At 72.1% G+C, this 25,159-nt stretch carries 25 protein-coding genes and 1 riboswitch; of the genes, 10 read left to right on the top strand and 15 right to left on the bottom strand.

Features of this window, described 5'->3' with window-relative positions; all coding sequences use genetic code 11:
• The first annotated feature begins 25 nt into the window (after positions 1-25).
• A complete protein-coding gene (locus E0F75_RS24960) occupies positions 26-463 on the top strand; it encodes a nitroreductase family deazaflavin-dependent oxidoreductase (protein ID WP_187624800.1) in 438 nt (145 codons plus the stop codon).
• On the opposite strand, the gene E0F75_RS24955 is transcribed toward E0F75_RS24960, so the two are convergent.
• The gene (locus E0F75_RS24955; RefSeq protein ID WP_229312830.1) at positions 460-1,437 is read right to left on the bottom strand and encodes a DMT family transporter; all 978 of its coding nucleotides are present in this window, start codon (positions 1,435-1,437) and stop codon (positions 460-462) included. The genes E0F75_RS24960 and E0F75_RS24955 overlap by 4 nt on opposite strands.
• A gap of 71 nt (positions 1,438-1,508) precedes the next feature.
• Between E0F75_RS24955 and E0F75_RS24950 the strand changes: the two genes are divergently transcribed.
• A complete protein-coding gene (locus E0F75_RS24950; protein ID WP_187624799.1) occupies positions 1,509-2,390 on the top strand; it encodes a LysR family transcriptional regulator in 882 nt (293 codons plus the stop codon).
• 32 nt (positions 2,391-2,422) lie between these two features.
• Here the strand turns inward: E0F75_RS24950 and E0F75_RS24945 are convergent, their stop codons facing one another.
• Positions 2,423-3,259 carry a class II fructose-bisphosphate aldolase gene (locus E0F75_RS24945; RefSeq protein ID WP_187624798.1) on the bottom strand — a complete coding sequence of 279 codons (837 nt, stop codon included), beginning with the start codon at positions 3,257-3,259 and terminating at the stop codon, positions 2,423-2,425.
• 110 nt (positions 3,260-3,369) lie between these two features.
• Complete coding sequence (locus E0F75_RS24940) at positions 3,370-4,293, bottom strand: SIS domain-containing protein (protein ID WP_187624797.1); 924 nt, start codon at positions 4,291-4,293, stop codon at positions 3,370-3,372.
• A gap of 148 nt (positions 4,294-4,441) precedes the next feature.
• Between E0F75_RS24940 and E0F75_RS24935 the strand changes: the two genes are divergently transcribed.
• Positions 4,442-5,263 carry a DeoR/GlpR family DNA-binding transcription regulator gene (locus E0F75_RS24935; RefSeq protein WP_187624796.1) on the top strand — a complete coding sequence of 274 codons (822 nt, stop codon included), beginning with the start codon at positions 4,442-4,444 and terminating at the stop codon, positions 5,261-5,263.
• A gap of 24 nt (positions 5,264-5,287) precedes the next feature.
• Here E0F75_RS24935 and E0F75_RS24930 read toward each other — a convergent pair whose 3' ends face one another.
• On the bottom strand, positions 5,288-6,391 hold the full coding sequence (locus E0F75_RS24930; RefSeq protein ID WP_187624795.1) for a peptidoglycan-binding protein: 1,104 nt from the start codon (positions 6,389-6,391) through the stop codon (positions 5,288-5,290).
• A gap of 365 nt (positions 6,392-6,756) precedes the next feature.
• On the opposite strand from E0F75_RS24930, the gene E0F75_RS24925 reads away from it, so the two are divergent.
• Complete coding sequence (locus E0F75_RS24925; protein ID WP_187624794.1) at positions 6,757-8,781, top strand: phosphocholine-specific phospholipase C; 2,025 nt, start codon at positions 6,757-6,759, stop codon at positions 8,779-8,781.
• Positions 8,782-8,842: 61 nt separating this feature from the next.
• On the opposite strand, the gene E0F75_RS24920 is transcribed toward E0F75_RS24925, so the two are convergent.
• The gene (locus E0F75_RS24920; RefSeq protein ID WP_187624793.1) at positions 8,843-9,445 is read right to left on the bottom strand and encodes a hypothetical protein; all 603 of its coding nucleotides are present in this window, start codon (positions 9,443-9,445) and stop codon (positions 8,843-8,845) included.
• Positions 9,446-9,786: 341 nt separating this feature from the next.
• Positions 9,787-9,970, top strand: a riboswitch (cyclic di-AMP (ydaO/yuaA leader).
• A gap of 5 nt (positions 9,971-9,975) precedes the next feature.
• Here E0F75_RS24920 and E0F75_RS24915 point away from each other — a divergent pair.
• Positions 9,976-10,863: a LysM peptidoglycan-binding domain-containing protein gene (locus E0F75_RS24915; RefSeq protein ID WP_187624792.1), complete on the top strand. Its 888-nt coding sequence runs from the start codon at positions 9,976-9,978 to the stop codon at positions 10,861-10,863.
• Here E0F75_RS24915 and E0F75_RS24910 read toward each other — a convergent pair.
• The 3 genes from E0F75_RS24910 to E0F75_RS24900 form a co-directional block, all read right to left on the bottom strand.
• Complete coding sequence (locus E0F75_RS24910; protein ID WP_187624791.1) at positions 10,857-12,146, bottom strand: alpha/beta family hydrolase; 1,290 nt, start codon at positions 12,144-12,146, stop codon at positions 10,857-10,859. The two genes, E0F75_RS24915 and E0F75_RS24910, sit on opposite strands and share 7 nt — an antisense overlap.
• Before the next feature lie 117 nt (positions 12,147-12,263).
• Positions 12,264-12,860 (bottom strand): hypothetical protein, encoded by a 597-nt coding sequence (locus E0F75_RS24905; protein ID WP_187624790.1) that lies wholly within the window; start codon positions 12,858-12,860, stop codon positions 12,264-12,266.
• A gap of 333 nt (positions 12,861-13,193) precedes the next feature.
• Positions 13,194-13,958, bottom strand: coding sequence for an alpha/beta fold hydrolase (locus E0F75_RS24900; protein ID WP_187624789.1), 765 nt, complete (start codon positions 13,956-13,958; stop codon positions 13,194-13,196).
• A 159-nt stretch (positions 13,959-14,117) separates the two neighbouring features.
• Between E0F75_RS24900 and E0F75_RS24895 the strand changes: the two genes are divergently transcribed.
• From E0F75_RS24895 to E0F75_RS24885, 3 genes are all read left to right on the top strand, one after another.
• Complete coding sequence (locus E0F75_RS24895) at positions 14,118-16,703, top strand: SpoIIE family protein phosphatase (protein WP_229312829.1); 2,586 nt, start codon at positions 14,118-14,120, stop codon at positions 16,701-16,703.
• A gap of 111 nt (positions 16,704-16,814) precedes the next feature.
• Positions 16,815-17,063 (top strand): type B 50S ribosomal protein L31, encoded by a 249-nt coding sequence (locus tag E0F75_RS24890; RefSeq protein WP_187624787.1) that lies wholly within the window; start codon positions 16,815-16,817, stop codon positions 17,061-17,063.
• A 110-nt stretch (positions 17,064-17,173) separates the two neighbouring features.
• Positions 17,174-18,013 (top strand): NAD(P)H-binding protein, encoded by an 840-nt coding sequence (locus E0F75_RS24885; RefSeq protein ID WP_187624786.1) that lies wholly within the window; start codon positions 17,174-17,176, stop codon positions 18,011-18,013.
• Positions 18,014-18,193: 180 nt separating this feature from the next.
• On the opposite strand, the gene E0F75_RS24880 is transcribed toward E0F75_RS24885, so the two are convergent.
• Together E0F75_RS24880 and E0F75_RS24875 are read right to left on the bottom strand one after the other, a co-directional pair.
• On the bottom strand, positions 18,194-18,691 hold the full coding sequence (locus E0F75_RS24880) for a peptidylprolyl isomerase (RefSeq protein WP_187624785.1): 498 nt from the start codon (positions 18,689-18,691) through the stop codon (positions 18,194-18,196).
• A gap of 123 nt (positions 18,692-18,814) precedes the next feature.
• Positions 18,815-19,027, bottom strand: coding sequence for a hypothetical protein (locus E0F75_RS24875; RefSeq protein WP_229312828.1), 213 nt, complete (start codon positions 19,025-19,027; stop codon positions 18,815-18,817).
• A gap of 223 nt (positions 19,028-19,250) precedes the next feature.
• Between E0F75_RS24875 and E0F75_RS24870 the strand changes: the two genes are divergently transcribed.
• Positions 19,251-19,772, top strand: coding sequence for a hypothetical protein (locus tag E0F75_RS24870; protein ID WP_187624784.1), 522 nt, complete (start codon positions 19,251-19,253; stop codon positions 19,770-19,772).
• 65 nt (positions 19,773-19,837) lie between these two features.
• Here the strand turns inward: E0F75_RS24870 and E0F75_RS24865 are convergent, their stop codons facing one another.
• From E0F75_RS24865 to E0F75_RS24855, 3 genes are all read right to left on the bottom strand, one after another.
• The gene (locus E0F75_RS24865; RefSeq protein WP_187624783.1) at positions 19,838-20,347 is read right to left on the bottom strand and encodes an NUDIX domain-containing protein; all 510 of its coding nucleotides are present in this window, start codon (positions 20,345-20,347) and stop codon (positions 19,838-19,840) included.
• A 476-nt stretch (positions 20,348-20,823) separates the two neighbouring features.
• Complete coding sequence (locus tag E0F75_RS24860) at positions 20,824-21,741, bottom strand: YhjD/YihY/BrkB family envelope integrity protein (protein ID WP_187624782.1); 918 nt, start codon at positions 21,739-21,741, stop codon at positions 20,824-20,826.
• 108 nt (positions 21,742-21,849) lie between these two features.
• Positions 21,850-22,323 (bottom strand): helix-turn-helix domain-containing protein, encoded by a 474-nt coding sequence (locus E0F75_RS24855; protein WP_187624781.1) that lies wholly within the window; start codon positions 22,321-22,323, stop codon positions 21,850-21,852.
• A 112-nt stretch (positions 22,324-22,435) separates the two neighbouring features.
• Between E0F75_RS24855 and E0F75_RS24850 the strand changes: the two genes are divergently transcribed.
• Positions 22,436-22,927 (top strand): PaaI family thioesterase, encoded by a 492-nt coding sequence (locus E0F75_RS24850; RefSeq protein ID WP_187624780.1) that lies wholly within the window; start codon positions 22,436-22,438, stop codon positions 22,925-22,927.
• A 131-nt stretch (positions 22,928-23,058) separates the two neighbouring features.
• Here the strand turns inward: E0F75_RS24850 and E0F75_RS24845 are convergent, their stop codons facing one another.
• Together E0F75_RS24845 and E0F75_RS24840 are read right to left on the bottom strand one after the other, a co-directional pair.
• Positions 23,059-23,424, bottom strand: a complete 366-nt coding sequence (locus E0F75_RS24845) for a luciferase family protein (RefSeq protein WP_229312827.1) — start codon at positions 23,422-23,424, stop codon at positions 23,059-23,061.
• A 136-nt stretch (positions 23,425-23,560) separates the two neighbouring features.
• Positions 23,561-25,099 (bottom strand): SpoIIE family protein phosphatase, encoded by a 1,539-nt coding sequence (locus E0F75_RS24840; protein ID WP_229312826.1) that lies wholly within the window; start codon positions 25,097-25,099, stop codon positions 23,561-23,563.
• Positions 25,100-25,159 lie beyond the last annotated feature (60 nt).

The raw sequence follows: 25,159 nt of genomic DNA, 5'->3' as shown, positions 1-25,159 counted from the left end.
ATGCCGGATCAACGAAAGGGATGCCATGCCACTCGAAGGTGAATACGAGCCCAGCCCGACGACGTGGGTGCGCAATCAGGTCGAGCTGTACGAGGCGTCCGGCGGCACCAAGGGCACCACCCTGCGGGGCATGCCGGTCATCCTGGTCACGAACCGTGGCGTGAAGAGCGGGAAGCTCCGCAAGACCCCGCTCATGCGCGTCGAGCACGATGGGGCGTACGCACTCGTCGCGTCGAACGGCGGTGCCGTCAAGCACCCCGTCTGGTACCACAATCTCGTCGCCTCGCCCCTCGTCGAGGTGCGCGACGGCACCCAGACGTGGGACATGGAAGCCCGTCTGGTCACCGGAGAGGAACGCGCTGCCTGGTGGGAGCGGGCGGTCGCGGCCTTCCCCAACTACGCCGACTACCGGCTCAAGGCCGAGCGGGAGATTCCCGTCTTCGTGGTCGAGCGGGTCGGCTAGCGCCTGTCCGACCCTGATCGGCAAGACACCCCCGAGCCGCTCGGGCAGGTGCTCCGGGCGGCACGTGCGACCGCCCGGGGCGGGCCCGACGCCTCGGGCTCCTCACGCGGCCGTCGCGTCCGTGACCTCGTCAGCCCCACCCCCACCAGCACGACCGTCATCCCCGCCACCACCCGTGCCGTCAGCGGTTCGTCGAGGATCAGCGCGCCCAGGGTCACGGACACCACCGGGAGCAGATAGCCGACCGTGGCGGCGGCGGTCGGGCCCTCCTCCGCGATCATCCGGTAGTTCAGGTGGAAGGTGAGCCCGGTGGCGAAGACACCGAGGACGACGACCGCCAGGACGCCCGTCCAGGTCACCGTCGCCGTTCCGCCTGCGGCGAGGGCGGGCGTGCTCAGGGCGGTCGCGGCGAGGAGTTGTGCGGCGGAGAGCGCCAGCGGCGCGGTGCCCCGGCCGGTGAGGTGACGGGCCATGTAGGCGAAGGCCACGGCATAGCTTGCGGAGGCGCCGAGGAGGGCGAGGGCGCCCCAGCTCATCAGGCCGGAGCCGTGACTCCAGGGCGCGAAGATCAGCAGCACTCCGGCGAAGCCGAGGGCGAGCCCGGTCAGGCGGGTGGCACGCAGCGGGCGTTCGGTGCCCAGGGCCAGGCCGATGAGGAGGGACCAGAGCGGGGTCGTGGCGTTGAGCACGCCCGCCACTCCGCTGTCCACGGTCTGCTCTCCGACCGAGAAGAGCAGGAACGGCAGCGCGTTGCAGAAGAAGGCGGCGACGACGAGCCGCCCCCAGGTGGCCCGGTCGCGCGGCAGCCGCTGCCCCGCAGCGTACGCGAGCCCGAGGAGCACCGCGGCGCCGAGCACGCACCGGACGAAGGTGATCCACCCCGGGCTGAGGCCCTCGTTGAGGGAGATCTTGATCCAGAGGAAGCCCGAGCCCCAGAGCAGGGCCAGCACGCCCATGCGTATCGCCGATGTCATGGACTCACCGTCCCGCGCATGATCCGACAGGACAAGCGATGAATCATGCATCCAGCGTTAAGCTGTGCTACATGCTGGATGTGAGACGCATGCAGGTGCTCCGGGCCGTCGTCACCAGCGGCTCCGTCACCGCCGCCGCCGCGAACCTCGGCTACACCCCGTCCGCCGTGAGTCAGCAGATCGGTGTCCTGGAGAAGGAGGCGGGCATCGCCCTGCTCGAACGGTTCGGCAGGGGCGTTCGCCCCACCGCCGCCGGGCGGCTGCTCACCGAGCACGCCGCCGTCATCGGCCGCCAGCTCGCCGAGGCCGAGACCGCTCTCGCCGATCTGCGGACGGGCCGCACCGGGCGGATCTCGATCCGCTACTTCGCCACCGCGGGCGCGGATCTCGTGGCACCCGCCCTGGCCCGCTTCCGTACCGAGCACCCGGGCGTGCGCGTCGATCTGAGGATCGCCGACGGCGCGCCCCCCGACGAGGAGGCGGACCTCACCCTTGTCGTACGGCCCCGGGGCGGCGGCCCGGACGCGGCCGGCGACGGCCTCAGGCTGGTCCATCTGCTCGACGACCCCTATCGCGCCGTGCTGCCCAAGGGTCATCCGCTCGCCGACCGCCGTACCGCCGTCGACCTGGCCGAGCTCGCCGGCGAGCCGTGGGTGGGCAGCGAGCGGCCCGGCCCCTGCCTGGACGCGGTCCTCGACGCCTGCGCGGCGGCCGGGTTCGCCCCGGACATCGCGGTGGAGTGCGAGGAGTACGCCACCGCGCAGGGTTTCGTCGCGGCCGGTCTCGGCGTCAGCCTGGTCCCGCTGATGGGCCTGGGCAGCCGCCATCCGAACGTGGTCGTCCGCAAGGTCCGTGGGCCGGAGCCGGTCCGTTCGATCCATGCGGCGGTACGGAAGTCCTCGCTGTCCCTCCCGGCCGTACGCGGCCTCCTCGCGGCGCTCCAGGAAGTGTGATCCGGCGCGGGGAGGCATCCGGCGTCACCGGCTCAGGCGGGTGACAGGACCGTCAGGAGGTGGGCGACCTCGCGGGCCACGGCCGCGCGCGCCGGGGTCAGGTAGTGCCGGGGGTCCACCGCCGTGGGGTGCTCGGTCAGATGGGTGCGGACGGCCCGGGTGAAGGCCTTGTTCAGATGGGTGGAGACGTTCACCTTGGTCATGCCCGCCGCGATGGCGGCGGTGAGGTCCGCGTCCGACACGCCCGAGGAGCCGTGCAGGACGAGCGGAGTGTCGACGGCGGTACGCAGGCGCGTGATGAGGGCGAAGTCCAGGACCGCGTCCCGGGTCAGCATCTGGTGGGAGCTGCCGACCGCGACCGCGAGGGCGTCGACGCCGGTGGCCGCGACGAAGGCACGGGCCTCGTCGGGGTCGGTCCGCACGCCCGGGGTGTGGGCACCGCCCTTGCCGCCGACCTCGCCGAGTTCGGCCTCGACCCAGACGCCGTGCTGGTGGCAGTACTCCACGACCTCGCGGGTCGATGCCACGTTCTCGGCGTAGGGGAGCTTCGAGGCGTCGAACATGACCGAGCCCAGACCGAGTCCGACGGCCTCGCGGACCAGGTCGGGGTTCTCGGCGTGGTCGAGGTGGACGGCGACGGGGGTCTTGGCGGCGCGGGCGATAGCCAGGGACGCGAGGGCGACCGGCTCCAGCGCGCCGTGGTAACGGACGGTGTTCTCGCTGATCTGCAGGACGACGGGGCGGTCGGCGCTCTCGGCGCCGGCCACGATGGCCTGGGCGTGCTCGAGCTGGAGGACGTTGAACGCCCCCACACCGGTGCCCGCCGCGCGGGCGCGGCGGACGATCTCATCGGTCGGCGTCAACGGCATGGTGGTCCTTCTCCGGGGGTGTGAACGGGTGTGGGGCGGGGCGACGCAGGGGCGGGGGGTGGAGGCCGCGGCGACGGAGGTCCTGGCGGCACCGAGGGCTGCGGAGGGGTTCAGGCCTGGGCGTCGGTGAGGACGACCGAGCGGGTCAGGTTCCGCGGGGTGTCCGGGTTCAGGCCCTGGGCCTCGGCGACGGCCACCGCGAGCCGCTGGGCACGGATCAGGTCGGCGAGCGGGTCGAGGTCGCTCTCGGAGAGGGTGCCGCCGACCTTGCGCACCTCGTCCGCGAGTCCGGCCGGCAGCGTGCCGAAGCCCCAGGTGACCCGGCCGGGACCGGTGATGCTGATGGGGCCGTGGCGGTACTCCATCGCCGGGTACGCCTCCGTCCACGCGCCCGCGGCCTCGCGCATCTTCAGACCGGCCTCCAGGGCGAGGCCGTAGGTCCAGCCCATGCCGAGGAAGGTGAACTGCTCCGCCGCACGGACGTCCTCGGCGAGCGGGGAGGCGAGGGCCAGTTCGGCGTCCCGCGCGGCCTCCTCGACGGTGGCCACTCCCTCGGGCAGGGCGTCCTCGGCCTCCAGGTGCGCGCGGAAGAGGGCGAGCGCCGTGGTCGCGAAGCGGGTCTGGACCACCGACTCCTCGTCGGCGAAGTCCAGCACGGCGACCTCGTCGGCGAGGTCCATGACCGGGGTCGTGGGATCGGCCGTGACCGCGCCCGTGGGGATCGTGCCGCGCAGCCGGGACAGCACGGCGAGTACCTCGCTGGTGGTGCCGGAGCGGGTGATGGCCACGACCCGGTCGTAGCCGCGCCCGTAGGGGAACTCGGAGGCGGCGAAGGCGTCGGTCTCCCCGTGACCGCCGGACTCGCGCAGCTCGGCGTAGGCCAGGGCCATGAACCAGGAGGTGCCGCAGCCGATCACGGCGACCCGCTCGCCCCGTCGGGGCAGCGCGGAGGTGTGCTGGGGCAGCGTGCGGGCAGCCTGACGCCAGGTCGTCGGCTGGGACGCGATCTCCACGGCGGTACGGGTGGTGCTCATGCGGGTCTCCTTGCAAGAAGAGTGCACTGAAATGATGAAAGATGCTTGAAGTCGATGTCATTCAAGCAGAAACATGCACGCTCTTTCCAGGTCCCGCGCCCGTCGGCGGATAGAATCGGACGCGCGCACGAGCCCGAGGGAGGGACCCATGTCCAAGCACGAGCGGTGGAACACGCTCCTTGAACTACTCGCCGCCTCGGGGAAGCTGGAGGTCGAGGAGGCGGCGACCGCACTGGACGTGTCGGCCGCCACGATCCGCCGGGATCTCGACGAGCTCGCCGAGCAGCAGCTGTTGATACGGACACGGGGCGGGGCGGTCGCGCACGGCGTCTCGTACGAGCTGCCGCTGCGGTACAAGTCGACGCGGCACGCCGCGGAGAAGCGGCGGATCGCGGAGGCGGCCGCCGACCTGATCGCCCCCGGCGAGGTCGTCGGGCTCAACGGCGGTACGACGACGACGGAGGTGGCACGCGCCCTCGCCCTGCGGTTCGCGAGCGGTCGGGCCGACACCGCGGGGACGGCCGGGACGGCGGGAACGGCGAGCTCCGGACCCGCGCTGACCGTGGTCACCAACGCGCTCAACATCGCGGGCGAACTCGCGGTGCGCCCGCAGATCAAGATCGTCACCACCGGCGGCGTGGCACGCCCCCAGACGTACGAACTGGTGGGCCCCCTGACGGTCGGGGTGCTCAACGAGGTCGTGCTCGACGTGGTGGTGCTCGGGGTCGACGGGGTCGACCCCACGCTCGGCGTGATGGCGCACCACGAGGACGAGGCGAGCATCAGCCGGCTCTTCGCGGAGCGGGCGAGCCGGGTCGTCGTGGTGACCGACTCCTCGAAGATGGGCCGCCGGGCCTTCGCGCGGATCTGCGGCCTGGACCGGATCGATCTGCTCGTGACCGACACGGGCATCGGCGCGGAGGCGGTCGCCCAGCTGACCGAGGCCGGGGTGAAGGTCCTCACCGTCTGACGGGTGGTCCGCTTCCGCCGGACGTCAGAGCTTCAGCGCGTTCCAGGTCTGAGGGCCGACGAAGCCGTCGACGATGACGGCGAGGCGGCTCTGGAACTCCCGGACGTGTACTTCCGTGACATCACCGAAGTCCCCGTCGATCGCGAGGGCTTGGAGATCCGGCACGCGGGCGTTCAGCAACCGCTGGAGCTTGCGAACCGCCGCGCCGTGATCGCCCCTGCGCAGCGGGGGCGTACCGGCCGCGTCCTCTTGTGCTCGTTCAAGGCCCGTCAGCATGCCCCAGGTCTGGAGGCGCACCTCACCGTCGACCACGATGTCGACGCGACGCTGGTACTCGCGGACACGCGCCTCCGTGACGGAGCCGAAGTCCCCGTCGACATCCAAGGGCTGGAGGTCCGGCACATGGGCGTTCAGCAGCCGCTGGAGCTTCTCCACGGCCACTCCCTGCGAACCCCTGCTCAGTGCGGGGGTGCCGACACCGTCGTCCACGGGCCCGCCGCCTCCGCCCGGGGCGGCCAACGGCTGAACGTCCAGGTACAGATGGTAGGCACCCATGTCCCCGGCATCGTCGGTGCCGGTGATGATGACGAGATCGGTGAACTGCAGTGTGTGCGGGTCGTCGGCACGCTGCACGGTCTTGCGTCGGGCGTCCGCGTTCAGCAGCTGGTCCTTTGTGATGAAGATCGCCGACGGGTTGTAGGCGTCGTCCTGAAGGCCGAAAACGTCGTCGGCGAAGACGTCGACCAGACCTTCGACAATGCCATCGATCAAGGGCTCGGCCAAGAAACCCACTCCGCCGGTCGCGAGACCGACAGCTAGCGTCGCCGCAGTGGAGACGGCGTCGGCAACGGCCTCCTTGGCCTTCTCCACGTCACCCGATTCCCATTCCACCATCGCGACGGAGACGCTCATGTCCCGCGCCGGACCGGAGTACAACAGCCGCCCGGCGGAGAAGATTCGCTGCCCGGGAGGCCCGAACTCCAGCGTGCCACTGTCCGGGAACTTCAGCGGTGGCGGTGGATCCGTAGTCACCTCGGTGATCAGCTGAACGGTGCCGAATATCTCGTCTATCTCCTCTTGCCTCATACGGCACTCAAGCCCTGTCCACACGACCCTCACGTCAGGCATGACTCATCGGACCCCTGAACTCAGGGCCGGACGGCAAGGCTCCCCCGTTGGCCGTGGCCGGCCGACCGCGCGAAGTCCCGTACCCCACGCTCCGCATGGTCCACGGTCACGGGCCGGGACGGAACGCCTCTTACTCACGACTCTAAGCCTTGCGGAGAGACGTGTCCTGCGTTGCTGTCAGGTCAGGACACCGGCACAGACATCGACCTTATTGGTATGAGGTCGGACCAATTTCAACCCCGGTGACCCCTGGCCCTTGGCTGTTAACCCAGGAATTACCGCACGGCCGTATACCTTTAAGCCCCCCTCCCCCATCATGTCTCCCGACGTGCCGTCCGGGCACACCGTGACAGGAGAGGCGGAGCATGATTCCCATCAGCCGCAGAGGATTCGTCGGCATCGGCGCGGGGCTCGTGGCGGGCGCCGCGCTGCCGGCGGCCCGGGCCTCCGCCGCCGCGAGGGCGGCCACCGGCACCCTCACCGACGTCCGGCACGTGGTGATCCTCATGCAGGAGAACCGCAGCTTCGACCACTACTTCGGCACCCTGCGCGGTGTACGGGGCTTCGGCGACCGCGCCGCGGGCAACATCCCCGGCGGCTGGGGCATGTTCAACCAGCCCAACTGGGGCGGCCGCCAGTACCCCTGGAAGCTCAGCGACACCCCGCCCGCCGGCGGCGTGGACGGCGAGACCCTCGCCCAGTGCAACGGCGACCTGCCGCACAGCTGGACCTCGCAGCACGCCGCGTGGAACAAGGGCCGTCTCGACAACTGGGTCACCGGCGTGGGCAACACCCGGACGCTCGGCCACCTCGACCGCGAGGACATCCCCTTCCACCACGCGCTCGCCGACCATTACACGATCTGCGACGCGTACTTCTGCTCGGCGCTCAGCGCCACCGGCCCCAACCGCACCTTCCTGTGGAGCGGGAAGATCGACGGCTCCAGCAAGGACGGCGGCGACGAGTCGGGACTCACCTGGGAGACGTACGCCGAGGCGCTCCAGCGGGCCGGCGTGAGCTGGAAGGTCTATCAGAACGCCCAGGACAACTACGGCGACAACGGTCTCGCCTACTTCAAGAAGTTCACCGACGCGCGGCCCGGAGACCCGCTGCACGACCGCGGCATGGGTTCGGTCCCCAAGGTGACCGGCTCGACCCCGGACGACATCGCCGCCGCGATCCGCGCCGATGTCGTCGCGGGCACGCTGCCCCAGGTGTCGTGGGTGGTCGCGAGCGAGGCGTTCTCGGAGCACCCCTACGCACCGCCCGGGGACGGCGCGCACTTCGTCGACCTCGTCTACCGCGCGCTCGCCGCCGACGCCGACGTGTTCGACTCGACCGTGCTGTTCCTCAACTACGACGAGAACGACGGCTTCTTCGACCATGTGCCGCCGCCGGTCGCTCCCCCGGGCACCCCGGGCGAGTACCTCGACGGCGTACCGATCGGCCTGGGCTTCCGGGTCCCCATGATTGTCATGTCCCCGTGGACCCGGGGCGGCTGGGTGAGCTCGGAGGTCTTCGACCACACTTCGGTGCTGCGCTTCATGGAAACGTGGACGACGGCCCTCGGCACGCCGGCCACCTGCCCCCACATCAGCGCCTGGCGACGGAAGGTGACGGGTGATCTGACCGGCGTCTTCGACTTCGCCCACCCGGTGTACGGCGTGCCGTCCGGCCTCCCCTCCACGGCGAAGGTCATCGGTCAGGCGACCTGCGGTCCGCTGCCGAACCCGGCACCCCAGAACAACGCCCAGCCCGCGCAGGAGGCCGGCACCCGGCCGGCCCGCGCCCTGCCGTACCAGGTGAACGGCAACCTCGACCGCTTCGAGTTCGGAGCCGCGGGCAAGATCCTCGCCTGGTTCTCGATGACGAACCAGGGCACCGAGGCACAGCGGGCGGCCCACTTCTCGATCCACCCGCACCAGCACCGCGACACGGCCGCCTGGCAGTACACCGTCGACCCGGGCGGTACGGCCACCGACTACTTCAACATCGGCCTGGGGTCGGGGTCCGGCAAGTACGACATCTCGATGATGGGCCCGAACCGCTTCCTGCGCCGGTTCATCGGCGACGCCTCCAAGGCCGGCAAGGCCATCGAGGCGACCTCCCGGTTCGCGACCGAGACGGGCACGGGCCGGACGGCCCTGTGGTTCAAGCTGAGCAACACCTCGGCCGGACCGGTGACGTTCACGATCCGCTCGAACGCCTACCGCACGGACGGCCCCTGGACCTACACGGTCCCGGCCGGCTCCACGCGGGAGGACTTCTTCAACGCGGTCGCCTACCACAACGGCTGGTACGACTTCACGATCCTGGCCGACATCGACGGGACCTGGTCGCGCCGGTACACCGGTCACATCGAGACCGGAGCGCCGAGCATCACCGGCTGATCCCGCCCTCCGGGTGCGGGGCGGCGACCGCTTCGCCGCCGCCCCGCCTGCCGTCAGGCCGTCAGCGTCCGGCGTGCGCCGCGCGGTGGATCGTGGCGTCGAGGAGGGCCACCGCCTCGGCGGCCGTACGGCCCGGGGCCCGGTTCCACGGCCCGATCAGCTCGCCCCACCCCCGCGACCGGAGCTCGGCCATGATCCATGCGGCCGCCTCGTTCATCGTGGCCGCGCTGCCGTGGCCGAGACGGTGCGCGGCGAGGAGCGCACCGCAGACACACCGGGCCCCGCGCGCGTCGCGCAGCTTGTACGGGGCGTTCTGCCAGCCCCACTCCGTCAGCACGAGGCGCGCGTAGCCGAGGTGGACCGAGGGGCGCAGCTCGGGCCGGCCGATGCGGCGCCAGGCGTGCAGTCGGTCGGGCAGGACGGCTCCGATCCGGCCGGGGAGCCGGCGTTCGGCGGGAAGCGCCGGCGGCAGCGCGTCGAGCGCGTCGGCGACGAGCTGCTCCACCGGCACGGTGAGCAGGTCACGCCAGCTCTCCACGGCGGGGGCGGGCACCGGCGGCTCGGTCCAGTCCGTGACGATTCGCTGCCAGGTGGCGCTCTCGTAGAGGGCGGCGGCCTCACGGTCGAGGGTCTCGGGGGTGAGCAGGGAGGCGGAGGGCGACATCCGGGCGGCTCCTCGGTCGGGTGGCTCCATCTTTCATGAGGAATGTCGGTTTTGCGACTTATGCCCTTGAGTGCCCCTGCGGCCGAACGGGCCCTTATCGCCCACTCCACCATTAACAGAATTATCGTGCACATTCGGGCATTGAGTACCTAGTGATGCGACTCACTTTTCCGGACACCCATCGGTGATCAGAATCCGCGCAGGCCGTGCGGGACAAGGAAGTTCGATGCGAAGGAGCAACCGCCGATCTTGAATTCCATGAATTCGGTGATCCTTTCACCGACCCCTGGACACAGATCCTCTTGTTCTCCATCGCATTACTGGCCTACGGTCACCTCCATTCGAGCGGATCGCCGAATCCTGCCACCGCTCGAAATACCTCTCTTTCACCCGACGGCAGGAGCGGGGGACCCACGAATACGCCGGCCCGGATTCCGGAACGGCTCGGGGTGAAGCCGCGTGTGCGCGGCCGGACATCTCCAGTCCGAACCCGACAGCTCACCCCGAAGGCGCCGGAGAGGAATCCCGTCATGCCTGCTCACGGTAAGCACCGCCGTCCCCGCCGCCGCCCCGTCTCCCGTGGACTCGCGCTGGTCGGCACGGGCGGAGCCGCTCTCGCCCTCCCGCTGATCGCCCCGGCCGTGGCCGGTGCCGCGCCCGTTTCCGGAGCTCCGGAAACCGCCGCCAAGGTCATCACCGCCCCCGCCACTCCGGCCGCCGCGAAGGCCGCGCCGAAGGCTCCCGCCGCTCCGGCCGCCGCGCGCACCTACACGGTCGTCAGCGGCGACTCGCTTTCCCTGATTGCGCAGAAGAAGGGAATTCAGGGCGGCTGGAAGGGCCTTTACCGCGCCAACAAGAGCACCGTGGGTGACAATCCGTCACTTATTCACCCGGGCCTTGAACTGACGCTTCGTCCGGGTTCCGTGAAGGCCGCTGCTCCCACGAAGGCGAAGAAGACCGCCACGACCGAACGGGCGAGCCGCTCCGAGCGCCGGAGCGCCACCCCGGCCGTCGCCACCAACACCGGTGCCTCGGCCGCCGCTCCCGCTGCCGCCGCCGCTCCGGTCAAGGCCGCCGCCGTCGCCGCCACCCAGTACGCGAACAACCTGGACGGCTGGATCCGCGAGTCGCTGGACATCATGGCCCAGCGCGGCATCCCCGGCTCGTACGAGGGGATCCACCGCAACATCTTGCGGGAGTCCTCGGGCAACCCCCAGGCCATCAACCTCTGGGACTCCAACGCCGTGGCCGGCACCCCCTCCAAGGGCCTGCTCCAGGTCATCGAGCCGACCTTCCTGGCCTACCACGTGCCCGGCACCTCGATGGACCTGTTCGACCCGGTCGCCAACATCACCGCCGCCTGCAACTACGCGGCCGACCGTTACGGCTCCATCGACAACGTCAACGGCGCCTACTGATCCCGGAAGTGCCCGGTGAACCAGGAGGTGGCGAGCTCCGCCACCTCCTCCAGGGCGCCCGGCTCCTCGAAGAGGTGCGTGGCGCCCTCCACGATCTCCAGCCGGCTCTCGCAGTGCAGCAGCGACTCGGCCCGCCGGTTGAGGTCGAGCACCAGCGCGTCCCTGCCTCCGACCACGAGGAGCGTCGGGGCCTTGACCCGCGCCAGGTGGTCGGCCGCGAGGTCCGGCCGGCCACCGCGTGAGACGACGGCGGCCACGGAGGACTCGGGGTCGCCCGCCGCCCACAGCGCGGCGGCCGCTCCCGTACTGGCCCCGAAGTAGCCCAGCGGGAGGCCTTCGCTCTCCGGCCGCCCGGCGAGCCACTCCGTGGCGCGCGCGAGCCTGCCGGCGAGCAGCGGGGTGTCGAAGACATGCGCCCGGTCGACCGCCTCGGCCTCGGTGAGCAGGTCGAACAGCAACGTTCCGAGTCCCGCCCGGTTGAGCGCCCCCGCGACCGCCCGGTTGCGGGGGCTGTGCCGGCTGCTCCCGCTGCCGTGGGCGAACAGGACGATGCCGGTGGCGCCCTCGGGCACCGCGAGCCGTCCGGCGAGCGTGACACCGTCGGCGACGGGGATCCGTACGTCCGCGTCCTGGACGACCGGTCCGTGCGCGGCGCGGATCCGGTCCAGAGAGGCGAGGACCTCCGCGTCCGTGGTCTGCGTGAAGTCCCGGTAGAACTGTCCGATCGCGTAGAAGAGCTCCGGCGCGTGCACACTCACCGTCTCGTCGGCCTCACCACCGAGCCGGGCCTTCCAGCCGCGGGGGGCCACCGGCACCGCGAGGATGATCCGGGCGGCGCCCCGGGCCCGTACCACCCGGCAGGCCGCCAGCGCCGTGGCACCCGTGGCGAGACCGTCGTCCACGACCAGGACCGTTCGGCCTTCCAGGGGCACGGAGGGCCTGCTGCCCCGATAGCGGCGGGCCCGCTGATCCAGCTCGGCGTGTTCGCGCTCCTCGACCGCGGCCAGATCACGCGCCCCGACCCCGGCCTCCTGGAGCACCCGCTCGTTCACCACCCGTACGCCGCCCTCGCCGAGCGCGCCCATCGCCAGCTCCGGCTGCTGGGGCACGCCCAGCTTCCGTACGAGACAGATGTCGAGCGGAGCGTCGAGGGCGTCGGCCACCTCGGCCGCCACCGGCACCCCACCGCGGGGAAGACCCAGCACCACGACGTCACGGCCCTTGAGGTGGTCGAGCCGGGCGGCCAGCTGCCGACCGGCGTCGGTGCGATCAGTGAAGAACATGGCCCGCCGTCCTTCCGCCTGCACGGCTCCGGGCTCGGGGAGGAACGCCTTGCTCCGTCCCCTGCCCGTCCCTCCAGGGTAAGACGCCCCTTCCCCGGTGGTCGGGTGAACCGGCCGTCAGCGGGACTGGAGGGCGTCGAGGGCCACGGCCTGGGCTATCGCGAGGCGCCGGTCGAGCTCCGGGTCGGCTATGTCGAGCACGTACCGGTCGCGGAGACCGAAGAGCTTCTCGACGGACATCACCGAGCGGCCCGACTCGGTGAAGTCGAAGTGGTACGGCACGAAGAAGGGGATCAGGTCGGTGTAGGGCAGAAACTCCCAGGCACGTCGCAGCAGCGCGAGGCCCTCGCTCCGCTCCTGCCCGGTCGTCTCCCCCAGAGCGCCCTCGCGGCTCAGATGCCAGGTGCTGCGCAGCAGGGAGGCGCCGAAGTTCTTGCGGAAGCCGCCCAGCCGGGTGCCGGACGCTCCGTGCACGTCGTAGGTCGCGCCGAGGTCGATGACCTGGCGGGCCTTGAAGGTGAAGAGGACCTGGCGCCGGGACTCGTCGGTGTAGAAGGTGACGTGCTCCTTGAACGCCAATCTCTTCTGGTGGGCGAAGGCGACGAGTTCGCCCTCCTCGCCGTCCGCTCCCGCGGTGTGCACGAGGTAGCGATTGGCCATGGGCGTCACCTTCTGCCGGACGAGGAAGCGGTGCTGCGTCTGCGCGAGGCCCATCGAACGTGCTCCTGCTGGTCGTGGGCGAGTCGGTGGAGGACCCGCCCCATGAGGTCGTGAGCACGATGATCCGATGCCGAGGGGTCGCACCGCTGTCCTCGAAAGTCGTCGCCTCCTTCGACGTTCGGATGAGACTCCGCCGACACAGACGCCGCACCGGCGACGGCGGTGGCCGTGGCGGATGCGCAGGCCTGCTGCTCGGCTCGGTCAGTCAGGCGCTGCTCCCCCACGCGAAGTGCCACCAGGAGCTGCCCTGACTCTCATCCTGAGCGTGACCCTCACCCTGAACCTGACCGTGAAGGTTCTCGCCGCGACCGTGCCTGCCGCCGTCCCTCAGGCGGCGAGAAAGGCCTCGATGGCCTCGGCGAGCGCCTGCGGGGTCTCCTCAGGCGCGTAGTGGCCGGCGTCCTTGAGGACCTCCAGCCGCGCGTTGGGGTACCAGCGCAGCCAGGTCGCCTCCATCGCCTCGGCGCCGAGCGCCGGGTCGTGGGCGCCGACGACGAGCAGGACGGGGACCGGGTTGTCGCGGACGCGCTCGTGGAAGTCCGTGCGCGACCAGGAGTCCAGGTAGGCGCGGAAGGCCGTCGCCGAGGAGCGCCGGACGGAGCGCTCGACGAGGGTGCTCAGCCAGGCGTCGTCGTACCGCCCGCCGGTGGTGTTGTCGATGATCGCGCGCCGGTTGGCCGCCTCCTCTGCGGCGCCGGCGAAGAGCTCCCAGGTCTCGCCGTCCATGGGGAAACCGGCCGCCGAGACGGGCGAGATACCGACGATCGAACGGACCCGGTCGGGGGCGTCGAGGAGCATCAGCTGCGCGGCCTTGCCGCCCATCGAGTGCCCGACGACGGAGAAGGAGTCCCAGCCGAGGTCGTCCGCGACCGCGAACGCGTCGGCCGCGACCTCCTCCATCGTGTACGCGCCCGCGTGGTCGAGCGCCTCGCCGTAGCCGCGGCAGTCGACGAAGGCGTAGGAGCCGGAGGCATCGTTCAGATGGGCCCGCAGCGGAGCGAAGCTGGTGCGGTCGCCGAACCAGTTGTGGAGCAGGACGGCCCGCCTCGGACCCTCGCCCTGCACCTCGTACGGAAGAACCCGGCCCGTCATCCTGCCCCCTGGTCATGAGGTGTGTAGCGCGCCCTGCGACGCCGGTCGACGACCGAGTGTGACGGTGCGGACGCGTGCGGTCAACACCCCCTGGTGCGGAGACGGCAAGGGAACGGGTCCGGGATGCGGTGCCTTTCCGGTGGGGCGCATCCTGACTGTGTGACCTCGCACGGCACGACCGCCGCCGGCCCGGCGGGCAGCAGCGGGCCTCCGTCCGGGAAAGGAGCTGCCGACGGGCCGGTTTCCGGCGCTCTGACCTGGACGCTCGCCGAGGCGGCGCTGCGGGCTGTCGACGAGGTCGGAGGCTACGCCGGCGGGGTGTACCTGCGCTCCGGAACACCCGGACTGCTGCGGATGGCGGCCCTGGTGGGGCTGCCGGGTCCCTTGTTCCGCCCGTGGTTTCGCATGCACACGAACCGGCCCTTCCCGATCGCCGAGGTCCATCGCTCCGGACAGGCCGTCCACCTCCATGACGTCGAGGAGGCGATGCGGCGATTTCCGCAGCTGGTGGCCAGCCTGCCGTTCCCCTTCGCCTCGCTGTACACGCCGGTCGTCGCCGGTCGCGAACGGTACGGCGTCCTCGTGGCGCTGCGGCCGCCGACTCCCGGGGTCCCGGTGGACACCCGCGACCGGAACCGGATGATGCGGGGCGGTCTGCAGCTCGGCGAGGCCCTCGCCGAGCTGGCCCGCCAGGGGACGACCCTCGAATGGCCCGGCGACCCGGTGTGCGTACAGCTCTCCACGTCGGGCGCGCCGCCGGTCCGCTTCGGTTCCTTCGACTGGGACCTCGACACCGGCATGGTCACGCTGGACGCCGGCCTGCTTGCGATCCTCGGCGCCGACGTGCCCTCACCGTGCCCGATCGACGTCCTCACCTCGCTCCTCGAGCCGGAGGACGGGTACGCGCTGTGGGCGGCGGCCCGGCAGGCGACGGGGCCGGACGGGCGGCCGGTGGTGCGTCGGATCCGGCTGAAGGGTCCGGACGGAGGTCTGCACCTGCTCGAGGTCTCCACGCGGGCGCGTACGACCTCAGCGGACACGGCACCGAACTCGGGCGCAGCGGGGACAGGGGCTCCACGTCTCGGAATCGGCGGCGTCAGCACCGGTCTGCGGCTCACCTGCACCCTCGTCGACCTCGGCACCGGTCTGATCGGCTCCGACGCCACGGACCGGCTCCCGCGAGCGATCCTGGCGATCGACCGCCTCGGACGCGTCACCTACGTCAACGAGCGCACCGAGCGGCTGCTCGGCCGCCCGCGCGCCGCCCTGGCGGGAAGGCCGCTGTGGGAGGCCCTGCCGTGGTTCGGTCTGCCGTTCCACGAGGAGCAGCTCCGTGCCGCGATGCTCTCCGGTGACCCGGTGCGCTTCCTGGCCCGTCCGGAGCGCAGTCAGTGGCTTTCGGTCTCCCTCCATCCCGGGCGGGACGGCGTGACCATGGTCCTGGTGCCGGAGAACGATCCGGGCCGTCCCGCGCGGGACCGTCCCACGCCCGGCGGGCCGACGGACGACACGCTGTCCCTGCCCGACGACCAGGTCTCGGCCCTGTACCGGCCGGTGGCCCTGGCGATCGCGCTGTCCGAGGCGGTGACGGCACGCCAGGTGTCGGCGGTCGTGACGGAGGAGCTGCTTCCGGCGTTCGGCGGGCGTCAGCTGGCCATCTACCTGCTGAGCGACCGTCGGCTGTATCTGGCCTGGGAGACGGGCTTCCCGCCGGGCTTCCTCGAACCCTTCGACGGCGTGGCCCTGGACTCCCACGTGCCCGGCGTGGAGACGCTCACGACGGGCAGGCCGCTGTTCTTCGAGTCGATGAAGCAGCTGGGCCGCAGGTATCCGGATCTGCCCCTGGACGCGAACTCGGGGGCACGGGCCTTCCTGCCGCTGATCGCCTCCGGCCGGCCGGTCGGCTCCTGCATCCTCGGCTTCGACCGGCCGCGCGGGTTCAGTTCTGAGGAGCGGACCGTCCTCACGGCGCTCGCGGGCCTCATCGCGCAGGCCCTGGAGCGGGCCCAGCGGTACGACACGGAGTCGGCGGTCGCGCGCGGCCTCCAGGACGCGCTGCTCCCCCACCGGCTTCCGGTCCGGGAGGGCGTGGAGACGGTGGGCCGCTACCTGCCCGGCACGCAGGGCATGGACGTCGGCGGGGACTGGTACGACGTCATCGAGACGGAGCGGGGACGCCTCGCGCTCGTCATCGGTGACGTCCAGGGGCACGGGGTGGCGGCCGCGGCCACCATGGGGCAGCTGCGCAGCGCCGTACGGGCCTTCGCGTTGGCCGGTCATCGGCCGCAGGACGTGATGCGGGGGACCAACCGGCTGCTCATCGACCTCGATCCCGGCCAGTTCGCGAGCTGTTGCTACGTACTCCTCGATCCGAGGTCGGGGCAGCTGCGGGCGGTTCGGGCCGGGCATCCGCCGCCGTTGCTCATGCACCCGAACGGGGTGACGGAGCGGATCGAGCTGGCGGGCGGGATGGTCCTCGGGATCGACGTCCGCGCCTCGTATCCGGTGACGCGGCTGCAGCTGGACCCGGGTGCGGTGCTCGCGCTGTTCACGGACGGGCTGGTGGAGAAGCCCGGCCAGGACATCGACGACGGAATCGAGCTGCTGCGCCGGGCGCTCGCGGCGACCGCTTCGCTGCCCCTCGCGGAAGCGGCCGACCGGGTGATCCGGGACGCCCGGCAGGTCACGTCGCGCCCGGACGACATCGCTCTGCTGCTCGCGGCGCGCCGGCCGGCACACGACTGACGGTCACCCGGTCGGGCCCGTGGCGCTGGTCCGTCGCCGTGGGCACGGGGAGGCTGGGGGTGCCGTGCCGATCAGGCCGGACGAGCCAGGGCGTGAGCCCGAGGAGGACACGTGCAGCAGGACAAGCAGCCCGAGTACGGCCCGGTGGTCTTCCGTGACCGCTCGGCCGGGTACGCCTTTCTGACCCGGTCCACGGCGACCAGCGACCGGACCATCGAGTGGGACGACGGCAACACGTACCCCGTGATCGACGTCGAGATCTCCTCCGAGAGCCACCCCTTCTTCACGGGCACCGCGCGGACGGTGGACTCCGAGGGCCGGATCGCCAAGTTCGAGCGGCGCTTCGGCGAGGAGAGCTGAAACCTCTCCGTGAAACTGGCCAGGAGGTGGCCAGTTCGCCTTCCAGGATGAGGTCACGAAGACGGCGGAGCGCTCGCGCTCCGCCGATGACTCCCTGGAGGGGAAGAACCGTGATCGTGGTGACCGGAGCGACCGGAAACGTCGGACGACCGCTGGTGGAGCTGCTGGCCGCGGCCGGTGAGAAGGTGACGGCGGTGAGCCGTCGGCCGGCCGACGGGCTGCCCGCGGGAGTGACGCACCGGCAGGGGGACCTGGCCGATGCGGACGGTCTCGACGGGCTGTTCGAGGGTGCGGAGGCGGTGTACCTGCTCGTGGCGGGTCTCGGGGACGAGCTGGATCCGCGCGCGATCGTCGCGGCGGCGGTGGCCGCCGGGGTGCGGCGGATCGTGTTCCAGTCCTCGCAGTTGGTGGGAACGCGGACCGATTCGGTGTCGCACGACATTCTGCGTGCGTTCGAGACGGCGGTACGGGAGTCGGGGCTGGACTGGACCGTACTGCGGCCGGGTGGTTTCGCCTCGAACGCCTTCCTCTGGGCCGAGCAGGTCCGTTCCGCGCGTACGGTGGCGGCTCCGTTCGCCGATGTGGCGCTGCCGGTGGTGGACCCGATGGACATCGCCGGCGTCGCGGCGGAGGCGCTGCGCGACCCGGCGGCGCACGCGGGTCGGACGTACGTCCTGACCGGGCCGGTGGCGGTGTCACCGCGGGAGCAGGTGCGGGCCCTGGCCCGGGTGGTGGGCGACCCGGTCGCGTTCGTGGCGCTGAGCGCGAGCGAGGCCCGCTCCCAGCTGGTGCGGTTCCTGCCGGAGGACGCCGTCGACGGGATGCTGTCGGTGATGGGCGACCCCAGCGCGGCGGAGCAGCGGGTGAGTCCCGATGTGGAGCGTGTCCTCGGCCGGACGCCGCAGCCGTTCGCGGCGTGGGCGGAACGGAACGCACCCGCCTTCGCCTGAGGAACGGCGCGGTGCGGGGCTCGCGTTCGGCGGGGGCCGGCTCACGGACGGCTGCGCGGGCAGCCGTCGGATACCTCGGCGAGGGCGGGGACGCGCGTCGCTCGGACGGCGTCCCCCGCCCCGGCCGGGTGGGTCGAGCGAGGGCGCGCGGGGCGCCCTCGGCTCAGCTCGGGAAGGCGATCAGGCCTTCACGATGCCGGACTCGGCGACCTTGATGACCGCGGAGGTGGCGCCGGAACGGGAGCCGAGGCCCTCGATCTTCTTGACCAGGTCCTGGCCCTCGACGACCTCGCCGAAGACGACGTGCTTGCCGTCGAGCCAGTCGGTGACGACCGTGGTGACGAAGAACTGCGAGCCGTTGCTGTTCGGGCCGGCGTTGGCCATCGAGAGCAGGAACGGGCGGTCGTGCTTCAGCTTGAAGTTCTCGTCGGCGAACTTCTCGCCGTAGATGCTCTTGCCGCCGGTGCCGTTGCCACGGGTGAAGTCGCCGCCCTGCAGCATGAACTGCGGGATGACGCGGTGGAACGGGGAGCCGGCGTAACCGAAGCCGTGCTCGCCGGTGGCGAGCTCGCGGAAGTTCTGCGCGGTCTTCGGGACGTCCTGGTCGAACAGCTGGAACACGATCCGGCCCGCGGGCTCGTCGTTGATGGTGATGTCGAAGTAAACGTTGTCGCTCATGGGGACATCCTGTCATTAGTCACGCACGGCGCGCGCACGGGCCGCCTCCTCGCGGGTCACGGCGTGCCGGTGCCCCGCGGCCCGTCGGGGGCGCGGGGCACCGGTCGTCGCGGGTGGCACGGGTCAGAGCAGCCCGCCCGCGCCGGGGGCGGGAAGGGTGCTCTGGGCGCCCTGGACGGTGTCGAGGACGGTGTCGACGCCCTGGTCCTCCTGGAGGAGGCCGGTCGCACCGCCCAGGGGGCTCTCGGCGGCGTTGGCCTGCGGCGGAGGCGTGACGAGGGCGGTGACGACGCCTGCGGCGAGGGAGGCGATGGCGAGCATGCTGCGCTTCTTCATGCCCTGGTCAACTGCTGAGCGGCCGAGGGGTTACGGGCTTCGCCGGATCCGGACGAACGACGCGCCCGCCGGCCATCGCGCTCGCACACCCGCACGCGCATGCGCACGCGCGCGCACCCAGAAAGAGGAATATTTACCCCATATCGGGTGGAACCATATGGTGTGGGTGGATGTCTCTGTCAGTGACACCACTGTCCCCGGAGCAGGAGAATTGGGGGACGTCATGCATCACCGTCACACCCTCGCGGCCGTCGCCGCGGGAATCCTGTTGACCGCCGGGATCGGCGCCACGATCCCGGCCGGCGCCACGAACACCCCGTCCCCGAGCTCGTCGACGCAGGCCACGGCCCTGGTCGTCAACGCCCGCTGGGGCGGCCACGCGGCCTTCGACCGGCTCGTGATCGACGTACGGGGTGCCATGCCCCCGGTCACCGTGCACCAGGTCGGCGCGCTGCACTACGACGGCTCGGGCCAGAGGGTCCCGCTGGCGGGCAAGCAGTTCCTGGAGATCCGCCTGTCCCCCGCGGCCGCCCACGACGACGCCGGGAAGTCCGTCTACAAAGGACCCCGGCTGCTGAAGATCCATCTGCCCGCGCTCAAGGGGGTCGCCCTGACCGGCGACTTCGAGGGTGTGGTCACCATCGGAGCCGCCTTCGACACCAAACCCGTCTACAAGACCTTCCGGCTGCACTCGCCGGAGCGCTTCGTGGTCGACATCGCCCACCCGGTGGGCTGCCGGGCCTGAGGGACCGGCCGGAGGCGGGGCCGTCCTGAGGGCCGGCTCCACCTCCGTACTCCTCCCGCGTACGCCTACGGCCGGTCCCCTTCGTGGCCGGTCTCCAGGTAGAACGGGATGCCCGCCCTGCGGGCCCGGTCGGTGCCCGCGAGGCGGGCGAACTCGTGCGGCTCCATCTCCCGCTCCCACTCGTCGAGCGTGCGCAGGCGGTACTCGCTGTGCTCCGCGGGGTCGAGGACGACGCCGGCGATCTGCTCGTCCGTCAGCTCACCGCCGTCGAAGACGAAGCCGATGTGGTTGGCGGGCCAGTCCTCGCCCCGGTCGGTGACGAAGTGGGTGCCGAGCAGCCGCGGTTCGCCGGTGAAGGTGATCCCGGTCTCCTCGTGGCACTCGCGTACCGCCGTCTCCCAGGGGGTCTCCCCCGGGTCCATGTTCCCGCCGGGCCACTGCCACAGCTCGGTGTCGTAGCTGGCGCGCAGCTGGAAGGGGCGGCCTCGGGTGTCGGTGAAGTAGAGGCAGGCGTATGCCGTCGCTCTCGGCAGGGTCGCGACGTACTCGACGGGCGGCAGCCAGATGTTCGCCATGGGCGGCTCTCTTTCGACGGGCCGGTGGGATCACCTTCATCCAAGCGGTCCGGGGGACGGCACCAGGCCGCTCCGGGGTGGATCACCGGATCGTGTGATCGATTTCCCGCCGGTCCGGGCCGTGCTTTGTCAGGTCGCCACCCGTCGCCCCGGCGCCGGGGCGCGGCGGGGGCGGTGCGCGGCGGGGGCGGTCCGCGGCGGGGGCGGTCCGCGGCGGGGGCGGTCCGCGGGCGGTCGGTGAACTCCTTGATGAGGCGGGTCGCCTCGATCAGGCCCGCGAGCCGGGCGATCGCCGCCCATCGGCCGGGGGTGATCCTCCTGAGGAACGGCGCTGACGGAGTGGCGGACAGGCGGTGATCACAAAGGGCGGCCAGGTGGGCGGTCATCGGACCCGGGGTGAACGACCAGGGGAGACAGGGCGGACGCTTGGGCGGGTCGGGATGGTCGGGGTGGTCGGGCCGCTCGGTCGGGCGGGGTCAGGCGCCGGGCGGGGTGTCGCGGCGCAGGCGTCGGTCGAGCAGGCGCTCGTGGACCAGGCGGCCGACGAGGGCGCTTCCGTACACGACGAACCCGACGCCGACGAGCCACGACTGGAGGACGAGGACGGTGCCGAACTGACCGTACGTCACCGCGTTCGAGGCGATGAGCGGGGAGAAGACGAGCTGGGAGAAGATGCGCAGCCCGAGCAGGCCGAGCGCGGTCAGGACGGCTCCCGGGGCGAGGGCGCGCCAGCGGATGCGCCCGCAGAGCAGAAACCGCTGCGACCACCAGAAGAAGAGGAAGGTGCCGACCAGGTCGCCCAGGGCGACGAGAACGGTGACCGTCGCCGGGGACTCGGCCGGTGCGGGGGTGGCGACGAACAGGAGCAGACAGGCGACGAGGACGGCCAGCCAGACGACGTGCCGCCACATGGTGTGCCAGCGGGCCGTGGGGAGGTCCCAGGCCCGCTCGTACCCGGTCTGTACGGCGGATCCGAAGGTGACGCCGAAGGCCGCGAGGGCGGCGAGGCCGAAGGCGGTGGTGCGTTGCAGGGCCTGCCCCGGCTGCCCGAAGAGCCGCTCGACCTCCTCCTCGGAGACCTCGGAGACGCCGAGGCCCTGGACGAGCCAGCGGGCGAAGCCCTGACCGCTGGCGAGGTCGGCCGCCGCGACGACGATGAGGAGCGGCACGAGGGTGAGCAGGCTGAGCGCCGCGAACCCCATGGCGCGGTGCATGAGTTCCATGGCACGGCCGCGGTTCCAGGCGAGCCCGACGGGTGAGACGAGAACGCGGGTGTGGAGCCGCTGGAACCAGTGGCCGTGTTCATGACCGTGTTCGCGGTCGTGTTCTCGGCCGTGCTCGGGGCCGTGCTCGGCGGGGGCACCGTCGTGCGGCGGACCGGGTGTGGAGGGCATGCCTCGTGAGGTACCCGGCTGGGCGGTGGGACATCGCAGGGGTGCGGCCGAACGGGTGCCGGGGCGGCGGATCCAGGGGGTTCGCCCGGGAAGCCGCCCGGCCGGGTGTCAGGGGGTGAGCGGGCGGGCGCCGGGGCCGGGGCGGACGGTGACGTCGCGGGCGGCCAGGGTGGCCCGTTCCTCGCCCTCGCACTGGACGACGACGCGGACGGGGGCTCCGCACTCGGCGTGCCGGATGTCGAGGACCGGACCTTCCGCTTCGCCCGCGTGGGTGTCGCCCCACTGCTTCAGGGCCAGGAGTACGGGCCAGAGGTCGACGCCCTTGCGGGTGAGCCGGTACTCGTACCGGGTCCGGGCACCGGGTTCTCGGTACGGCTCCGCCCGCAGCAGGCCGGCCGTGACCAGCTTGCGGAGCCGGTCGGCGAGGACGGCCTCGGAGAGCCCGAGATGCCGACGGAACTCGTCGTAGCGGCGGACGCCGTTGAAGGCGTCGCGCAGGATCAGCAGGGTCCACTTCTCGCCCACGAGGTCCAGGGCGCGGCGGACCGGGCAGTTCTCCGTGTCCGTCTCCAGCCACTTCATCGTCACACTGTAGCCACCTGACTGTTTCGTTGACAGTCAGCTTTCAGGACAGCTAGCTTCGCAGTACAGAGCCAGCTGGGAATCAGCCGGCCACGTCGGGCGGAGAGTGGTCATGGGGCGGTCGCGCACGGTCGAGTGGGAGGACGCCGGAGCCACCGCACGGGCCGCCGGGACGATGGCTGGCCTCGACTTCCTGCGGGAGATGGTGGCGGGACGCCTGCCGGGGCCCCCGATCGCGGCGCTCCTCGGCTTCGGCCTCGAGGAGGTCGAGGACGGACGCGCGGTGTTCACCTTCGAGCCGGGCGAGGAGCACTACAACCCGATCGGCAGTGTGCACGGCGGGGTCTACGCGACCCTGCTCGACTCGGCGGCCGGCTGCGCGGTCCACTCGACGCTCCCGCTGGGCACGGCGTACACCTCGCTCGACCTGTCGACCCGCTTCCTCCGGCCGATCACGGTCGACACGGGCAAGGTGCGGGCGATCGGCACGGTGATCTCGCGCGGGCGCCGGACCGCGCTCGCGGAGGCGGGCCTGTACGACGCGGAGGACCGGCTGCTCGCCCACGCGACCAGCACGTGCATGCTGTTCCCGGTCCCGACCTAGGGGAGCACGCGCGCGTAGAGCCGTCCGGGCGGGGCTCGGAAAGGACCGGTCTCGGATCCGACCGGTCTCGGATCCGACCGATCTCGGTTACGTCCGGTCTCGGTTGCGTCCGGGCCCCGGACCCGGTTCGGTCAGCGGAGTCCGGAGACCGGGCGGGTGCGCGTGCAGCCGTCCGGGGCGACGTCCGGGACGCCGTTGGCCTGGAGGGCGGCGCTCACCAGGGTGGCGAGCAGGTCGATGTCCGACCCCATGTCGAGACGGACCGTCACCCACCCCGATCCGGCGCGCAGACGGACCGCGCTCGACCCCAGGAGGGCCGGGCGCAGCTTCGCGACCATGGCGCGGGTGAGGTGGACGTCGGCCTCGTGTTCGCCGTGGAAATGCACGATCTCCTGCGTCGCCGTGCCCAGTCCGAGCGCGGCGCCGCAATGGGCGCGGCCGGGGGTCAGCGAGGGCCAGCTCATCAGACGTTCACTGGCATGCCTGGCCGTGTTCATACGAGGAGCGTGCCGGGCCCCGGGGCCCGGCACAAGCGTCCGGCCGGAAGAATCCCGCTCAGGGCTGAAACATGCCGGAGACAGGGGTGGTGTGACCGTGCGTCACGACGTTCCGCGGGGCTGGTGTGACCCTGCGTCACTGGGGTGCACGCGCGCGGATGCGGGCGGCGAGGACGGCGACGTCGTCCTCCGCTCCGTGCGCGCCGAGGCGGCGGAGCACCTCGTCGACGACCCGGTCGGGGCCGGAGTCCCGGGGAAGCCGGAGGGCGGCGAGGCGGGCGAGGGAGTCGTCGATGTCCTCGCCCCGGCGTTCGACGAGTCCGTCGGTGAAGAGCAGCAGGGTGTCTCCGGGGCGGAGCGGACGCGTGGTCGGTTCGTAGCCTCCGACGCCGGTGCCGAGGGGTGGGCCGACGGGGAGGTCGACGACTTCGGCCGAGCCGTCGGCGCCGAACACCACGGGCGGGAGGTGCCCGGCGCTCGCGAACGTCGCGGTGCCGCGGGCCGGGTCGACCCGGACGAGCAGGACGGTGGCGGGGCGCCGGGCGCCGTCCTCCGCCACCACGGAGTCGAGGTGGCGCAGCACCCGGTGCGGGGGCAGGTCGGTCGCGGCGACCTCGCGGAGCGCCGTGCGGTAGGCGTTCATGTCGACGGCCGCGTCGAGGCCGTGCCCCATGACGTCGCCGACGACGAGCAGGCTGCGGCCGAAGTGGAGCCGTACGGTCTCGAACCAGTCCCCGCCGACGAGGGCGCGGGGCCCCGCGGGCAGGTAGCCGCCGGCGATCTCCAGATTGGGGTGCGGCCGTCCGGGCTCGGCGACGAGGGCGCGCTGGAGGTGGAGCGCGGCGTCCTCGGCGGCCGCGAGACGACGGGCATGCCCGAGATGCCGGGCCGCGAGACGGGCGGCGTGCCGGGCCAGCGCCACCTCGTCACCGGAGAAGGGCGTGCCGCCGGTACGGGTCAGGGTGACCGTCCCGAGCGGCTCCTCGTCGTGGACGGAGAGGGGGAGGGAGAGCCGGCGGGCGGTGGGGTCGCCGGGCGCGGCGAGGTCGCCCGCCAGGACGGGAACGCGGCCGGTCGGCCCGCCCGGCCCGGGGGCGAAGGGGTCCGCGGGGTGACGTGGTCCGCCGGCGGGGGTCGTGGCGCCCTCTGCGGCGTTCCCGGGTGCCGTGGGACCGGCCGGGGCGGCGGACGCCCCACGGCCCGTCGGGCCGCCCGGGGCGGTGGCCCGGGGAGCCGCCTCGGCCCCGCCGTCCGGCTCGGCCTCGGTCCCGCCGTCCGGCTCCGCCCCGGATCCCGCGGCCAGGCGGTCACCGGCCACCTCCGCCCCGGATCCCGCCTCCGGACGGTCACCGACCGCCTCCGCCCCGGATCCGACAATCGGACGGCCTCCGCCAGGTTCGGCAGCCGTGGCGGGTGCCGTCGCCTCCGCCACGGTCCGGCCCGTGTGCCCCGACGGCTCCGGCGGTCCCGCGTGGGCCGCGCGCCGCGGTGGGGCACCCGGTTCCGTCAGGAGGTCGACCGTGGTGGTGGCGTTCAGGTGTCGGGCGGCGAAGGCGGCGAGTTCGCGGCAGGTGCTCGTCTCGTCGAGCGTCGTGCCTATCTCGCCGACCGCCTGCTCCATGGCCCGCACCCTGGTCAGGAGGGCCTCTTCCCGCTCCGCTTCCCGTTCCGCCACGACACCTCCACCGCCGCGCGGTCCCCGGGTGGCGTACCCGGTCCCCCCATTGCACCAGCG

Source organism: Streptomyces sp. CB02980, assembly GCF_014451325.2.
GTDB lineage: Bacteria > Actinomycetota > Actinomycetes > Streptomycetales > Streptomycetaceae > Streptomyces.
This window is presented reverse-complemented; position numbering and strand designations above follow the sequence as displayed.

Bases quoted from the DNA above. Each gene is read 5' to 3' on its own strand.
- E0F75_RS24930 (WP_187624795.1), bottom strand. From the start codon at position 6,391: ATGCCTGACGTGAGGGTCGTGTGGACAGGGCTTGAGTGCCGTATGAGG.
- E0F75_RS24960 (WP_187624800.1), top strand. From the start codon at position 26: ATGCCACTCGAAGGTGAATACGAGCCCAGCCCGACGACGTGGGTGCGC.
- E0F75_RS24845 (WP_229312827.1), bottom strand. From the start codon at position 23,424: ATGAACACGGCCAGGCATGCCAGTGAACGTCTGATGAGCTGGCCCTCG.
- E0F75_RS24875 (WP_229312828.1), bottom strand. From the start codon at position 19,027: ATGAAGAAGCGCAGCATGCTCGCCATCGCCTCCCTCGCCGCAGGCGTC.
- E0F75_RS24850 (WP_187624780.1), top strand. From the start codon at position 22,436: ATGGGGCGGTCGCGCACGGTCGAGTGGGAGGACGCCGGAGCCACCGCA.
- E0F75_RS24900 (WP_187624789.1), bottom strand. From the start codon at position 13,958: ATGACGGGCCGGGTTCTTCCGTACGAGGTGCAGGGCGAGGGTCCGAGG.
- E0F75_RS24855 (WP_187624781.1), bottom strand. From the start codon at position 22,323: ATGAAGTGGCTGGAGACGGACACGGAGAACTGCCCGGTCCGCCGCGCC.
- E0F75_RS24940 (WP_187624797.1), bottom strand. From the start codon at position 4,293: ATGAGCACCACCCGTACCGCCGTGGAGATCGCGTCCCAGCCGACGACC.
- E0F75_RS24880 (WP_187624785.1), bottom strand. From the start codon at position 18,691: ATGAGCGACAACGTTTACTTCGACATCACCATCAACGACGAGCCCGCG.
- E0F75_RS24870 (WP_187624784.1), top strand. From the start codon at position 19,251: ATGCATCACCGTCACACCCTCGCGGCCGTCGCCGCGGGAATCCTGTTG.
- E0F75_RS24955 (WP_229312830.1), bottom strand. From the start codon at position 1,437: ATGACATCGGCGATACGCATGGGCGTGCTGGCCCTGCTCTGGGGCTCG.
- E0F75_RS24950 (WP_187624799.1), top strand. From the start codon at position 1,509: ATGCTGGATGTGAGACGCATGCAGGTGCTCCGGGCCGTCGTCACCAGC.
- E0F75_RS24920 (WP_187624793.1), bottom strand. From the start codon at position 9,445: ATGTCGCCCTCCGCCTCCCTGCTCACCCCCGAGACCCTCGACCGTGAG.
- E0F75_RS24905 (WP_187624790.1), bottom strand. From the start codon at position 12,860: ATGGGCCTCGCGCAGACGCAGCACCGCTTCCTCGTCCGGCAGAAGGTG.
- E0F75_RS24915 (WP_187624792.1), top strand. From the start codon at position 9,976: ATGCCTGCTCACGGTAAGCACCGCCGTCCCCGCCGCCGCCCCGTCTCC.
- E0F75_RS24860 (WP_187624782.1), bottom strand. From the start codon at position 21,741: ATGCCCTCCACACCCGGTCCGCCGCACGACGGTGCCCCCGCCGAGCAC.
- E0F75_RS24935 (WP_187624796.1), top strand. From the start codon at position 4,442: ATGTCCAAGCACGAGCGGTGGAACACGCTCCTTGAACTACTCGCCGCC.
- E0F75_RS24925 (WP_187624794.1), top strand. From the start codon at position 6,757: ATGATTCCCATCAGCCGCAGAGGATTCGTCGGCATCGGCGCGGGGCTC.
- E0F75_RS24865 (WP_187624783.1), bottom strand. From the start codon at position 20,347: ATGGCGAACATCTGGCTGCCGCCCGTCGAGTACGTCGCGACCCTGCCG.
- E0F75_RS24910 (WP_187624791.1), bottom strand. From the start codon at position 12,146: ATGTTCTTCACTGATCGCACCGACGCCGGTCGGCAGCTGGCCGCCCGG.
- E0F75_RS24945 (WP_187624798.1), bottom strand. From the start codon at position 3,259: ATGCCGTTGACGCCGACCGATGAGATCGTCCGCCGCGCCCGCGCGGCG.